Genomic DNA, 14906 nt, shown 5'->3' with positions numbered 1-14906 from the left:
TGACTCTTTACTTAATTATTTACTAGCGAATTGACTTCGCAAATGTTTGCTCTTGTACTAAACAAGAGACCCTACACATTTGATTTGTCGAAACTTTGTTCAGTTTTCAAAGGTCTACATAATTGCTCAACGCAACTATTTAATGATACTTGATTGTTAGATGCTTGTCAACTTTTTTTGTTTATAAAAAACAAAAAAAGAATAAATATCCAACAATATTCATTTTGGAAAACAGTAATTTTTTCTAACCTTACAACAATTACTGATGACCAACAAGAAATATAATATCAATTTATTCATTCACAGTCAAGTATTATTTTAGAATTTTTTCAATTAACTCTCTATATCGTGTAATGCATCATTAGTCCAACTATTTAATCGCATTTTTATTGGTTCAAAACCGTCATTGACTTTATAATTTGTCCAATAATGTTTGTGTACACATCTAATATGTTCTTCAGTCACATTGATAGATGGTTCTTTTATACATCTTATTGATAAACTTATTTTTCCAGTATACTCATCAATGTCAATAATCATTACCCTAACAGTTTGCGCAATTTTTAGATAATGATGGATATCCGAGACAAAACCTGGATGACATTCTGAAATGTGTATTAAACCCTGCGTATGAGTATCAAGCGCAACAAAAGCTCCGTACGCCTGTATCCCTGTTATCTTTCCCTCAACAATTGATCCAATTTTATATTTCATTGCTGTCGCCTCTTACCAAAAACTATTCAGTAATAACTTTATTGATTATTACGTCATCAACTGGTTTATCCTGTACACTCTCAACCTCAGCAATTGCATCAACAACATCTAGTCCAGAACGAACCTGTCCAAAAACAGTATGGTGATGATCCAACCATGGCGTACCACCTTTTTGATACTCTTCGACAATTTCAGTAGGATACCCTGCTTGTTGCATCTGTTCAATCATCTGACTAGGAAAATTCTTATTTTGAACAATGAAAAACTGGCTTCCGTTAGTATTTGGCCCAGCATTTGCCATTGATAACGCTCCTCTTAAATTAAAAAGTTCGTTTGAAAATTCATCTTCAAAAGCCTGATTCCAAATGCTTTGCCCGCCCATACCTGTACCTGTGGGATCTCCACCTTGAATCATAAAGTCTTTTATTACTCGGTGAAAAATAACACCTTCATAGTAACCTTCTTGCGCAAGCTTGAGAAAATTATCCACCGTTTTGGGAGCTTTCTCTGGAAAAAGTTCAATTACGATTTCACCAAGGTTCGTCTGTAATGTCACCTTGGGATTTGTCTGATTTTCTTCTAATTGTGGAAACATTTCTAATTCCTCCTTTTTTATATAGTTTATTCTATCGAAATAGTAAACATTTTTCCAATTTAATTTATTTTACAAACTAATTATGCTAATGTATCTAAGTGTACATAATTGAAAGGAGCATTACAATGAAAAACGAAAATTACTATGACATCACCATCATTGGCGGTGGTCCTATCGGTATTTTTGCAGCAACATATGCTCGCATGCGCCAAGCCAAAACACAGTTAATTGAAAGTTTGGATCAACTTGGTGGTCAAGTCAGCACACTATTTCCAGCGAAAAACTTATACGACATTCCAGGATTCAATTCCATTAAGGGCACCCAGCTTATTAATAATCTTTTAATCCAAAATGACCAATTTAAACCTGATATTTTTTTAAACGAAACCGTTCAAACTATTGCTAAAACTGATTTGGGTTTTGCAATTACAACTACAAAAAAGAAAACTTATTCACGTACTATTATTATTGCAACAGGTGTTGGTGCTTTTCAACCACGAAGACTTGCTATCGAAAATGCAGAGAGATTTGAAAATAAGCAGCTTCGCTATTTCGTAAAAAATCCTCAGGAATTTCGTGATAAAGATGTTGCAATTGCTGGAGGTGGCGACTCGGCTGTTGATTGGGCACTTGAAATGCGGAAGATTGCTAAATCTGTTAGCATAATCCATAGAAGAGATAAGTTCAGAGCTTTAGAAAGCAGTATTGAACAACTGAAAAAAACAAAAACAATTTTTGAAACGCCTTATCTTATCAGTAATTTAGATTCTGATGATGATAAAATAAGAATTACTCTTAAAAAAGTAAAAACTGCGGAAACAAAAGAAATTTTAGCTGACTTTCTTCTAGTAAACTATGGCTTTGTATCTAACAACAAAACACTTAAATCATGGCAGCTTGAAACCGAACATAATTTAATTACAGTAAAAACCGACATGGAAACATCTATTCCAGGAATTTTTGCTATTGGCGATATAATCAACTACTCTGGCCGAGTTAATCTGATTGCAACGGGCTTTGGTGAAGCTCCTATTGCCATTAATAGTGCAATGAGGTACATTCATCCCGATATCCGGCAAGCTGCTCACAGCACACAACTCATTAAAAATTTTCCAGAATTAAACTAACAAAACAAGGAGCAACAGATGAACTTTTTAATTGATTTTATTTTACATATTGATACCCATCTAATAACAATTGTCAATACATTTGGAGATTGGACATACCTCATTTTATTCACAATCATTTTTGTTGAGACTGGTGCTGTAATAATGCCATTTTTACCTGGTGATTCCTTGCTCTTTGCTGCATGTGCACTCGCAGCAAATTCTACCTATCATTTAAATATTTGGATATTTGTCCTGTTATTCTGGATTGCACCTATTCTTGGGGATTCTCTTAATTTCTTTATTGGTCACAAAATAGGCGATTCTATACACAAGAATTCCTTCTTAGGGAAATTCATAAAAGAAGAAAATCTCGAGCATACTCGTGCTTTTTTTGAAAAACATGGTGGCGTTGCAATTTCGTTGGCTCGCTTCATGCCAATTATCAGAACAATGTCTCCTTTTGTTGCTGGCAGCAGTCACATGCCCTATAGCAAATTCTTCCGCTATAATATAATTGGTGCAACAGCATGGATGACCTTATGCTGTGGTTCCGGCTATTTCTTTGGAAATATTCCATTTGTAAAAGAGCACTTTTCACTGGTGGTCATTGGAATCATTGCTGTTTCATTAATTCCAGCAATAATAGGCGCTCTCAAAAAAAGACACTGATCAAGAATCATTTTGAGTTTTATAAATAAACATTACTATACAGAGGTGGGACTGTGTCAAAAGTTAAATTTTGATCTAGTCTCACCTCTTTATTGTGCATAAATGTATAAATGTGTTTCATAAGTCAAAACGCTCTGTCTAACTTAGTATTCAACCTTTTCCAACACCATATTCCCTTTTCTTCAGCTAAAAGTAAACTTCTGGTTTGACAAAAAATATTCCAATGTAATTACAAATCTAAATCCAAATATTTTATATCAGGCCGCTCCTTAAATCCTAGATGCTCCCAGAATTTCTGTCCTTCACTATTATCCATAACCGTAAACAAACCAACTTTTTCAATATTTTCCAACTTAAATTCTTCTAGAACCTTTGAAATCAATTTTTTTCCAATCTGCTGATGTTGAAAATTTTTAGCAACTGCAACGTGGTAAAAATAACCCTTTCTACCATCAGTTGCTCCTAAGATTGTTGCAATTACTATTTCTTGGTCTTCAGCAACAAAACACAGGTTAGAATTGCAGTCAATTACACGCATAATTCCAGCTCGTGTATTGTCCAAGGATTGAAGATTCATTCCTGGTGTTCTCTCCCATAAAGTATATGCCTGTTCATAATCATTAATCGTCATTCTTCTGAATTTAACCATCTTTATTCTCCCTTGAAACTTATTTCATGCACACTGTGCTTTCCTTGAATAATGTTTAATGCATCATCTAGAGCTTGTTTTACCATTCGTTCAACTGCAATATCTGTGTAAAAAGCAATATGTGGTGTCAAAATCACATTCGGCAATTCTTTAAGCAGATTGTAATTGACCACTGGAGTTTGCCTATCAAATTTCAAATTAAAAATCTTAGTTTCTTCTTCAACTACATCTAATGCTGCTCCAGCAATCTGTTTTTTCTCCAAAGCAACTAACAAATCAGCAGTGTTCACAATCGATCCTCGAGAATCATTTATTAAAAAAGCGGTTGATTTCATCTTAGAAAAAGCATTTTGACCGATTAAGTGAATATTTTGCTCACTCAAATAAACATGTGAGGTCACAATATCTGCTTTTCGATAAATCTCATCTTTTTCAACATACTTCAAAGTCCCAGCTTGCTCTAACTCTGGATTTCTTATCAAATCATTCCCAAGAACCTTTGCCCCTAAACTGTGAAATATCTGAGCAACTGTTCTCCCAATTCTGCCAACTCCGATAATCCCAATGACATATTCCGAAAGTTCACGTGAACGCAATCCATCAACAACATAATCGTTATTATCCAAGCGTGCTTTGAATTCTGGATAATGTCTAATCAGTTGCATTGCCTGCATCAAAACTAATTCTGCAACCGCATGCGGAGAATATGAAGGAACATTCGTCACTTTGATACCATTTAATTTAGCCGCACTAAGATTAACTGTATCTATCCCCGCCGAACGACAAGATAACTGACGAATTCCATAACTCTTTAAGACTTGATAAATCAAACCATCTTCATCTAATTTACTACGTTGTTTAAAAATAATTCCATCATACCCTTTTGCATATTCCACAGTATCAGGGTGAAGTTCGAATGGAACGCTTTTAACCTCAATTTCATTTTTCTTGCTCCATTGTGCAATAAATGGGTCTTCATCTTGTCGAACATGATAAGCAATTATTTTTGTCAATTTATCTTCGCCTGCCCTTTACAAATTTTTCTAAACGTTTCAGCGCACTAGCCAATTTATCATCTGAGACAGCGTAACTAATGCGAAAATATTTTTGATCTTGGATTGCAAATGCTGCTCCAGGAATAACCGCGACATGTGCCCTTTGAGCAAGTATTCTTGCATAATCAATGCTAGAGCCCTGAAAATCATGTGGTAATTTGACATAGATGTAGAATGCTCCATCAGCCGGTATAAAAGAATAACCAATGTCCCTTAGCCGTTTGCAAACAAAGTCTCTCTTTTTTTCATATTCTGCACGCATCTTTTTTATATCTTCGTCACCATTAATTAATCCTTCTGCAGCAGCAATCATATTTATAGTTCCAATCGTCGCAACATTAGCCTGATGAAGTTTTGCCAAATTTCTAATTAGTTTCTTTGGTCCGCATAGATATCCCACACGCCAACCAGTCATGGCATACGACTTAGATACTCCATTAACTAGCAGTGTCTTTTCTGGTAAATAAGATGCAATTGATACATGTTTTTCCTTATAAATAAGTTCACTGTAAATTTCGTCACTCAAAACAACTACCAAGTATTCTCTCAAGACCTCTGCAAGTTTTTTTATTTCAATTTCAGAATAACTAACTCCTGTTGGATTGTTGGGATAGTTGAAAATTAGCATCTTAACGGATGTTTGATATTTATTTAAGTATTCCTTTAACTTTTCTGGAGTTAATTTATATTTATCGTTTTCCGTATCAATTTCTATATACTTAGCTCCGTTTATTTTTGCTAAATTCCGATACAGTCCAAAGGCTGGTGAAGGACACAAAACTACATCACCTTGTCCCGAAAAAGAGTTCATGACCGTGCTGATTGCTTCACTGGCACCATTAGTGACTATAATTTGTTCCTGCGGATCATATGATACTCCGTAATGACGCTTTAAATAATTACTTATCGCTCCTCTAAGTTCAGCTATTCCACGATTAGGAGCATAGTGTGTCTGATTGTCAATAATTGCTTTTATTCCTGCTATTTTGATATGGTCGGGAGTGTTAAAATAAGGTTCACCCAATGTTAGTTTTACTATATTAGGTATCTCACTAATTTCCTCATCAAACTTTCTAATTAATGATGGTTCAACTTCCAATAAATTCTTATTCAGTAAAGAAATGAGTTCATCTTTCAACTTTATTTCATCTCCTCATTCAGATATGCTAACAATCCTTTTGCACCTTCAATAAAATAATCAACCCCCGTTGTCAAAGTTTCATCGAGGCCAACAAAATTTGGTTCATGCCAGTCTGCCACATCTGGTGCACCGTTAGAACCAACAAAAGCGAAGACACCAGGAATTTTTTTTTGATAGGTAGCAAAATCTTCTCCTGCCATTGAAAGAAGAGGCTTATGAACTGTACTTGATAAATTATTGATTACTGCCTGTGTCAAATTTGAATCGTTATTTATTGGAAGTGCCCGCTCGCTCCAACCTATTTCAACCGACTGTCCAAATGCTTTAGCAATTCCTTCTGTTAGTTCAAAAAGTCTCTGTCTCACCAATTTGGCATTTTTTTCGTCAAAAAGGCGCACGGTTCCTTGAAGATAAGCCTCACTAGGTATAACATTCCAAACATTTCCTGCGTTAATATTAGTGACGCTTATAACTACTGCATCTTGCGGATTAATATTTCTACTTACAATTGTCTGCAAAGCACCAACTATTTCAGTTACGGCAATTATTGGATCATGCCCCTTTTCTGGCTTTGCTCCGTGTGATCCTTGACCCTTTATTGTAATCTCGAATTTATAGCAGCCTGCCATCATCGGACCCGATTGCACTGCAATGGTACCAACTGGTAAATTAGGATTATTATGAAAACCTAGAATAGCTTTCACATCTTTAAGCACATTTTTTTTAATAACTTGTTCTGCTCCGCCGCCAGCTTCTTCAGCTGGTTGAAACAAAAATCTGATTGTCCCCTTAATCTGATCTCGATTATCTTTAAAGTACTTTATTGCTCCTAGTAGACTAGTTAAATGCAAATCATGACCACAAGCGTGCATTATTCCTGAATTGAGTGATTTAAAAGCTAGGCTTGTTTCTTCTTGAACAGGCAAAGCATCAATATCTGCCCTCAAAGCAATAATTGAACCCGTTTGTTTGCCCTTGATTTCTGCCAAAATACCAGTATCTAAACCAGTTGGTAAAATTGAAACTTCCCAAGCAGTCAAAACTGCTTTAATCTTCTTTGTAGTATTGAATTCATTATTGGACAACTCAGGATGTTGATGAAAATAATGACGCAACTCGATTATTTCTTTTAAATCAATTACAATCTTTTTTTTAGTCAATTTACTCTCACTCCTTAAAAGCTTGTTTAATCGCTTGTTCTAAATCTCGAATTAAATCAGACGCATCTTCTAACCCAATAGAAAGCCTAATAAGGTTATCTGAAATATTTTGCCTTTTTCTTTCATCTTCGGGTACCTCACGATGAGTTGTTCCACTCGGATTAACAATGAGTGAGCGGTTGTCACCAACATTGGGTAAGTAAGTAAAAAGCTTAACACCATTTAATAGCTTTTTGATATTTTCCACCGTTCCCCTTAATTTAAATGAGAATACGGTTCCTATTCCATTGGGATAATATTTCTCAACCAAGTCTCTTTGCGGTGTATTTAAGAGTCCACTATGAAAAATTTTTTCGATGTGTTCATTTTTTTCTAAATATCGAGCAATCTTTAAGGCAGTCAAAACTTCTTTGTTAACTCTTTCTGACAATGTTTCAAGCCCTAGCAATCCAAGATAAGCTGCAAACGGATTTAATACCGCTCCCATCAGTCTCAAATATTTTGTCCGCAGATGTGCACTAAAAGCCCTTTTGCCAAATACTCCTACAAAACTATTATCTTCTCTTCCCTCTTTATCTAAGGTTAATTCAGGTTCAAAAAATTGGGGAAATTTCTCCTTAGTCCATTCGAACTTCCCTCCATCCACAATTATTCCAGACACAACATTACCATGCCCGCTAATACCTTTAGTTGAAGAATAGACAATAATATCAGCTCCAAACTTAATCGGATTGAACAGATAAGGAGTAGGAAAAGTATTATCAACAATCAATGGAATTTTATTTTTATGTGCTAATTTAGCTAGCTGTGATATATCAGCAATATTTGTAATCGGATTAGAAACACTCTCAACATAGATAGCCTTCGTATCAGGCCTTATAAGTTCTTGAATCTTATCGAAATCATTAATATTTTCAACAAAATCAAAATTAATATTATACTTAGGTAAAAGCGTCCTAAACTCATCCAATGAAGCTCCATAGATATCTAACGGAGCAATAATTCTTCCTCCTCCTTCGGCGACATTTAAAATCGCATAGGTGATAGCTGCCATACCAGAAGCGACCGCAACTGCCCCTACACCGCCATCAAGAGCATTAATTCTTTTTTCAAAGATATCAACAGTTGGATTGGCTACTCTTGAGTACATAAAAGCTCCTGGTAATTCGCCGCGAACTATTTGATCTGCACGTCCAGTGTTCCCTAAGTCAAAAGCAACGCTTTGAAAAATCGGAACAGTTGCGGAATAATCAAAATTCTTCGGTTCATATCCACTATGAATCTTTTTTGTATCGAATTCATTACTCATTAAACTCAGCTCCTTTATCAAACTCAAACATTAGTTTCTTACAAATTTTTCTTAGTTGTTGCAATATTACAGCATTACCTGCAATTCATTTTTGTTTATTTTTCTTAAGCATTTCATTTTCCTTTTTTCGATTGGTAAAGTAATCTAACTGCTTTTACCGACTTTTAGCGTTTTAATTCATCCCGGCATATTCCGAAAGTTATTCTTCAAAATCAGCTAACTTGTCACATAAATACTGATAAGAACTAGTAATTTTTACCCTTTTTAAATTCATTCATATCTATCTTTAATTTTTATAGTATGCATTCTTTATCAATTTGTTCACATTGGTATTACTCTTTAAAAATCCAGCCTTTTTCAATTGTTCTGCGTAATACTTCAAGTCTGCTTTACCAGCTTTACCCTTCAATGAGAAATGATAGCTCTTAATCAAACTCGTAACATTTTTATGGTTAACAAATTTTGTCTCTGCTACATATTTTTTGTCTAGAAGAATGCTGGCAGTTTCTGAAGGATGTTTATCAATCCATGCTGTCGCTTCTTTATATGATTTCACAATTGCTGCGGCTTTTGCTGGATTTTCCTTAACCAGTTTTTGTGGCAAATACAAATAGCAACAAGAACCACTCTTCTTCATACCCATCTTTGCCATTTTAGTACTGTTAGAACTGTTATTATTATTAACAATTACCCTGAAATGATTTTGTTTTTGTGCTTGATAAGCATAAGGATCCACGGTGGCGATTGCATCCACTTCGCCTTTTTCCGCTGCCTTAGTTAACAAATCATAATCAAAGGTTTTCCAAGTCACCCCACTTTTAACATCAATCCCCGCATGCTGCAAAGCGATTGTTGCAACATATTGACCAGTAGAACCTTCGCCAGGTGTACCAATTGTCTTGCCTTTTAAATCCTTGACACTATGTATGCTCGAATTCTTAGGAACCAAGACTTCGATACATCCCTGGTGTAATCCACCAGCAGCAAGAATTTGTGCTCCATTTTGAATAGCTGGCAAATACTGAAAATCACCATTTAGAGCATCATATTTACCACTTGAGAACCCAGCTTCAAGATCTCCAATGTTTGTTGGTTTAGCAACTAAATCCGCTTTAAGCCCATTTTTTTTGAAAAATCCTTTTTCATATGCAATATAATTGGGAGCCCCGCAAATCGTTCCATTCTTTGCTGGGATAGTTATTGAACCGTATTTATAGCCTGAGCTAGCATAAATTAAATGATTATTGAAAACAAAAAAAATCCCAATTGTTGCTAGAAATATTGCTGCGAACTTTAATGCATTCCCCATAAATCCTTTTTGATTACTCATCCGATTATCTCCTCACCTTATTTAAAATTTAGTATTTGTTGTAGCTTTTTTCTTGTATCCAAGAATTCAGAACTATCGCGTTTTCGCGGAAATGGTAAATCATTCTTAACGATTTCTTTGACTCGACCCGGATGTGGAGTCATCACTAAAATCCTTTGACTTAAATAAATAGCCTCATCAATATCGTGTGTGACTAAAATCATCGTTGTTTTCTTTTCCTGCCAAATTTTGTAAATAATATTTTGGACATCGACTCGCGTAAATGCATCCAGTGCCCCCATTGGTTCATCCAAGAGCAACAGCTGTGGATTTAAAACTAATGATCTTGCCAGTGCAGCCCTTTGTGCCATCCCACCTGACACTTGATTTGGATATGCATCTTCAAATCCTTGTAACCCCATAACTTCTATGAAGTAATCCACCAACTTCTGATTAAAGTTCTTACCCTGCACAACCTGTATCCCAGAACTTATATTTTGCCTAATCGTTTCCCATGGATACAAGCTTCCATGCTGAAAGACATATCCTCTTGAAACTGATGGTTTAACAATTTTTTCTCCTGCAAGTGTCACTTCACCTTTTTCAGGATTATCAAGTCCAGAAATAACGCGTAACAAGGTTGTCTTGCCACAACCTGAAGGACCGATTAATGATAAGAATTCTCCATCTACAACAGAAAAATTAATATCATCAATAATTTTCAAATACTGACCGTTATTATTAAAAATCTCTCGAGTAACATTCTTTACTTTTAGAAAAGCCATAACCGTCCCCCTAACTTGCCGTTCTCCGCCAACGAAGTGCTTTCTCTTGAATTTTGTTAATCAGTGCAAAGATAATTGAAAAAAGTAGTGCCATGATTACGATTGCAGCATACAATTGACTGTAATTTCCGGTACTCTTTGCCCAGTTGATGTACCATCCTAATCCAACTTTTGCCCCAATCATTTCCGAGATTACTAGCATCGTAAAAGACAATCCTAGAGACGTAAAAATACCAGTAAAAATGTTGGGCAGTGCACCTGGAATTACAACCTTCTGAATAATTTTGTGTTCATTGAATCCAAGGGTATATGCTGCTTCAAAATATGTCGGCAAAATACTTTGTACGCCTCCAATAGTCATAAAAGCTACAGGAAACCAAACTGATAAGACAATTAAAAAAACTTCTGCTAAAAAACTATTTGGAAATACTACCATAGTCAATGGCATCCAAGCTGCTGCAGGAATTATGCCAATTACTTTCAAATAAGGGAATGACCAATAATTGAATTGGCGATACCTTCCTAGTAATATTCCTAGAACAACTCCAATCAATGTCCCTATTACAAAACTAATAAGCCATAAAATCAGCGACGATATCATTGATTCCAACAACAGTACTGCATCGTATCTGATTTGTTCTAAAATTTGCGCAAAACTGACAAAGTACGGTAAAGCTAAAGTTCCAAACTTCTCTGTCAATAAATCTTGAATACATAGTAAAATTCCCAAAGAAAGATTTAGCTGCGCAAAATGTCCACTATAAAACTTCACTCTTAGATTAAAAAAAGAGCCTACTAAATATACAAACAAAAGATAAAACATAAAAACTAACAGAAATATTCGATAGGGTCCATTATCTACACTTTCACTTGAAGTAACTAACAGATTTTCGACCAATGCAACAACAACAGCTAAAATACTGAGTACGTTCCAGTTGAGCGACCACCTCTTCCAATATTTTCTATTAAGAATTGCCTGTTTACTATTTCCCATAAAAAACCCACTTTCTCACATGTAAAATCGCACTTCAACAGTGATAATGTAATAAATCAAGTCCTTGTTGAATATCCGTAATTAAATCATTTGGTGATTCAATTCCAACCGATAATCTAACTAACTGCGAGGTTATTCCAATCTCTTCTTGTTGTTCTTTTGAAAGTTCTGCATGAGTCATTTTATATGGTAATTCTATTAAGCTTTCAACTGCCCCTAAGCTGACCGCAAGCTGAATCAGTTTTAGGCTTTCAACAAATTTGATTGCATCAAGACCTTCTTGTAGCTCAAAAGAAACAAGTCCACCGCAGCCATTAACCTCTTGACTAGCAATTTCGTAATCCTTTGTTCCTGATAAACCCGGAAAATATATCTGTTTGATTTCTTCACGAGTTTGTAAAAACTCTACAATTTTTGTAGTATTGCTAAGATGCCTGTCCATTCTAACTGCTAATGTCTGAACCCCTCTTCTAATTAGGTTAGAAGACTCTGGAGATAAAACCGCACCAATTCCATTTTGATTGAAATAGATTTGTTCAGCCAATTCTTTATTTTTAGCAACTACAACACCGGCAATCACATCAGAATGTCCACCTAAATATTTTGTTGCAGAATGGATAACTATGTCTGCGCCTAATTTGAGTGGCTTTTGCAGATATGGAGTTAAAAAAGTATTATCGACAATCGTTAATAAATTATTTTCTTTTGCAATCTTTGCAGTCTCCTTGACACTCGTCACACGCAGTAAAGGATTGGAGAACGTTTCAAAATAAATAGCCTTGGTGTTTTCTTTAATAGCATTTCTTACAATTGCTACGTCCTGTGTATTAACTGCTGTGAACTCTAAGTTCCATTTTTTGAATATTTGGTTTATCAATCTAAAAGTTCCACCATAAACAGTATCTCCAATTATGATATGATCTCCTGGTGAAAAAATTGAGAATACTGAATGAATTGCTGCTAACCCTGATGAAAATGCGAATCCCTGATATCCCCCTTCTAATTCTGCAACTTGATCTTCTAAATAACTTCGGGTCGGATTCCCCGAACGTGCATAATCCCAACGAATTTTAGCATCAACCTTTGGAAAAATATAAGTTGACGAATTATAAATGGGAACATTTACTGCTCCAGTATTATTATCATTTTGTATTTTTCCATGAACTAATTTTGTATCAAATTCAGACATTATATATCTCCACACTTTCCCTATTATTTTTTATTGAAATAAACCTTGATTCTATAAAAAAAACACCCCATAGTCATTTTCGACTACGAGGCGATTCTTTCGCGTTACCACTCGTTATTTAATAATCAAATTTCTTTGAAGATCCTTACCAAGTCATAAAAATGATGCTATTCATAACTGTGATGCTATAACAGGCATTCCCGTCCACTGCTTACCCCAAAAGGGCTCACACTGGAATTAGATTCAACAGACCATCTTCATTCGTTTGCTTCAATGACTACTCTCATCAATATAGCCTCTCTGTAAATTTTTCAAAGGAATTACTCATCTTTTGCTAATTTTTATATTAAATTATAAGAAAAACTCATTTCACATCTATTCATCAATCTATTTTTTCTATGCCCACCACTCAATCTTATTATATTATTGTACAAAAAAAACCCCTGTCTATTGTCATCAACAAACAAGGGGCAAAATCAATTGCGGTACCACCCTTTTTTCACACTAAAACCGTGTCTCAACGATACTTATAAAAACGATATCCGGAAAAATAACGGTTCCTACCGAGTACGCGGCTTTCACCGAATACTTCTATATCCAAGTTCATCTTCACTATCCTAATCGATACTTACTCTCAGCTAACATAAGTTCTCTGTATTCAATTCAATATAGCTACTCTTCTTTTCAAAAGATATAATAATTAAAAAGTATTAATTCATTACAGTGAATTCTAATCTCACCAGTCTTCTTTGTCAAGAATTTTTTTAATTATAATTCTTTCGATTTTAAAATAAAAACTAAGCAATTTCTCCTAAGAAATTTTATATCAGCGTAAGCTTTTCTTTCCATAGATAACACCAATCCACAAAAAAAACTCTATCAGACAAAAAAAGAAGACAAAACATGCCATAAAGAAAGTATCTGGTAACGTATTAATTATCGGATCTAGTTTTGGATCAAAAAGCCAGTCGCTATTTCTAAATAAAACTTCGTGAAATCCAATAAAGAATTTATTAAAATTGAGTGCCATTATCATGACTAAAACAAATAAAACTAACATCATAACCTTCGCAGGAACAATTAATTTCCATTGACTTTTTTCAATCTTCATTTTTTTTATAACCAAATACGCAAGCACACTAGTTAATACCAACACACAATAATTAACAAGAAATAAATGTTTGACATCAAAGAAATGATGCATCCCATTAGTCGAAGACGGTAAAGATAAATTTAACTTGTTAATCCAAGGATAGTTCAAAAAAGAAAGTAACCGATAATATTCTTTCATTAGCTCCGAGCTGTTCAAGCCAACTAGACTGCCAAGGTTATCCTTAAGAACAAAAAAATGGTAAAGTGGCGTAAAATTAATTGTGATTGTAATGCTCAAGGATAAAATAAACAAAAAAAGAATAAGACCATCTATAAAACTTCTTCCTCTGTCTTTTACCATTTAGAATTTCCATTCATCAAGCGACTCGATTTCATACGTTGGCTTAATTTCTTTTTGCTTAATAAGCTCATGTGTTGACACACCTGTATAAACAAGCAATGTATCAATCTCACTTCTGATTCCTGCTAAAATATCTGTCATATAATTATCGCCAACCATTATAACCTCATTGCTAGATAGACCAATTTTCTTCAATGCTTTCTTCATAATAATAGGTTCTGGTTTGCCGATATATGTAGCCTTTTGCTGTGTTGCACATTCTACCAAAGAAATAACAGATCCTGCCCCAGGAACAAGTCCTCTTTCATTAGGTAAATTAGTATCAGCGTTAGTTCCAATGAACCTAGAACCATTCCTAATTGCAAGAGTTGCCAATTCAAATTTATGATAGGTAACATCATAGTCCAACCCAACAATTGTGTAGTCTGGTTGCTCTTCTTCAAATGTAAATCCTCTATCAAAGAGTGCCTTTTTTAATCCGCTTTCGCCAATTACATATGCACTCCTTTTTTGCTCGTCTAGATCAGCAACATAGTCCGCAGTTGCTAAACCCGAAGTATACACATTATTAATGTCCACATGAATGTCGAAATTCATCCTCAAGTTTTTAACAACTTTTTCTGGGGTCTGCGTACTATTATTTGTCACAAATAAAAAAGGAATACTCTTCTTTTGCAACTTATCAATAAATCTTTTTGCTGCTGGAATTGGTTCTTTTCCACGATAGATTGTTCCATCTAAATCAATAAGATAGCCCTTGTAACTTTTCATCATT

The 14906-nt window shown here is 34.8% G+C and carries 15 protein-coding genes; 2 read left to right on the top strand and 13 right to left on the bottom strand.

The window, feature by feature from the left end; translation table 11 throughout:
- Positions 1 to 333: 333 nt before the first annotated feature.
- Together FFX44_RS11300 and FFX44_RS11295 are read right to left on the bottom strand one after the other, a co-directional pair.
- Complete coding sequence (locus FFX44_RS11300) at positions 334 to 714, bottom strand: CvfD/Ygs/GSP13 family RNA-binding post-transcriptional regulator (protein WP_289981059.1); 381 nt, start codon at positions 712 to 714, stop codon at positions 334 to 336.
- A 22-nt stretch (positions 715 to 736) separates the two neighbouring features.
- The gene (locus FFX44_RS11295) at positions 737 to 1309 is read right to left on the bottom strand and encodes a peptidylprolyl isomerase (protein WP_289981057.1); all 573 of its coding nucleotides are present in this window, start codon (positions 1307 to 1309) and stop codon (positions 737 to 739) included.
- Between the two features lie 125 nt (positions 1310 to 1434).
- Here FFX44_RS11295 and FFX44_RS11290 point away from each other — a divergent pair, with 125 nt between their 5' ends.
- Both FFX44_RS11290 and FFX44_RS11285 read left to right on the top strand, forming a co-directional pair.
- Positions 1435 to 2436, top strand: coding sequence for an NAD(P)/FAD-dependent oxidoreductase (locus FFX44_RS11290; protein ID WP_289981055.1), 1002 nt, complete (start codon positions 1435 to 1437; stop codon positions 2434 to 2436).
- An 18-nt stretch (positions 2437 to 2454) separates the two neighbouring features.
- A complete protein-coding gene (locus FFX44_RS11285) occupies positions 2455 to 3087 on the top strand; it encodes a VTT domain-containing protein (RefSeq protein ID WP_289981053.1) in 633 nt (210 codons plus the stop codon).
- Between the two features lie 229 nt (positions 3088 to 3316).
- Here the strand turns inward: FFX44_RS11285 and FFX44_RS11280 are convergent, their stop codons facing one another.
- From FFX44_RS11280 to FFX44_RS11230, 11 genes are all read right to left on the bottom strand, one after another.
- A complete protein-coding gene (locus FFX44_RS11280) occupies positions 3317 to 3736 on the bottom strand; it encodes a GNAT family N-acetyltransferase (RefSeq protein ID WP_289981049.1) in 420 nt (139 codons plus the stop codon).
- 2 nt (positions 3737 to 3738) lie between these two features.
- Positions 3739 to 4749: an NAD(P)-dependent oxidoreductase gene (locus tag FFX44_RS11275; RefSeq protein WP_289981047.1), complete on the bottom strand. Its 1011-nt coding sequence runs from the start codon at positions 4747 to 4749 to the stop codon at positions 3739 to 3741.
- 1 nt (position 4750) lies between these two features.
- Positions 4751 to 5929, bottom strand: coding sequence for an aminotransferase class I/II-fold pyridoxal phosphate-dependent enzyme (locus tag FFX44_RS11270; RefSeq protein WP_289981045.1), 1179 nt, complete (start codon positions 5927 to 5929; stop codon positions 4751 to 4753).
- Positions 5930 to 5931: 2 nt separating this feature from the next.
- Positions 5932 to 7092, bottom strand: coding sequence for an amidohydrolase (locus FFX44_RS11265; RefSeq protein ID WP_289981042.1), 1161 nt, complete (start codon positions 7090 to 7092; stop codon positions 5932 to 5934).
- A 7-nt stretch (positions 7093 to 7099) separates the two neighbouring features.
- Positions 7100 to 8401, bottom strand: coding sequence for an aminotransferase class I/II-fold pyridoxal phosphate-dependent enzyme (locus FFX44_RS11260; protein ID WP_289981039.1), 1302 nt, complete (start codon positions 8399 to 8401; stop codon positions 7100 to 7102).
- Between the two features lie 286 nt (positions 8402 to 8687).
- Positions 8688 to 9731, bottom strand: coding sequence for an ABC transporter substrate-binding protein (locus FFX44_RS11255; protein ID WP_289981036.1), 1044 nt, complete (start codon positions 9729 to 9731; stop codon positions 8688 to 8690).
- A 17-nt stretch (positions 9732 to 9748) separates the two neighbouring features.
- Entirely contained in the window at positions 9749 to 10495 is a 747-nt protein-coding gene (locus tag FFX44_RS11250; RefSeq protein WP_289981034.1) for an ABC transporter ATP-binding protein, read from the bottom strand.
- A gap of 10 nt (positions 10496 to 10505) precedes the next feature.
- Entirely contained in the window at positions 10506 to 11489 is a 984-nt protein-coding gene (locus FFX44_RS11245) for an ABC transporter permease subunit (protein WP_289981033.1), read from the bottom strand.
- Between the two features lie 34 nt (positions 11490 to 11523).
- Positions 11524 to 12678: a PLP-dependent aspartate aminotransferase family protein gene (locus FFX44_RS11240; RefSeq protein ID WP_289981031.1), complete on the bottom strand. Its 1155-nt coding sequence runs from the start codon at positions 12676 to 12678 to the stop codon at positions 11524 to 11526.
- Positions 12679 to 13504: 826 nt separating this feature from the next.
- Complete coding sequence (locus FFX44_RS11235; protein WP_289981030.1) at positions 13505 to 14131, bottom strand: TIGR01906 family membrane protein; 627 nt, start codon at positions 14129 to 14131, stop codon at positions 13505 to 13507.
- Complete coding sequence (locus FFX44_RS11230; RefSeq protein WP_289981027.1) at positions 14132 to 14902, bottom strand: TIGR01457 family HAD-type hydrolase; 771 nt, start codon at positions 14900 to 14902, stop codon at positions 14132 to 14134. It abuts the gene before it with no gap.
- Between the last annotated feature and the right edge of the window lie 4 nt (positions 14903 to 14906).

This window comes from Lactobacillus sp. UCMA15818 (assembly GCF_030400225.1).
GTDB lineage: Bacteria > Bacillota > Bacilli > Lactobacillales > Lactobacillaceae > Liquorilactobacillus.
The sequence above is the reverse complement of the archived record's forward strand: the minus strand, read 5'-3'. Positions and strand labels throughout refer to the sequence as shown.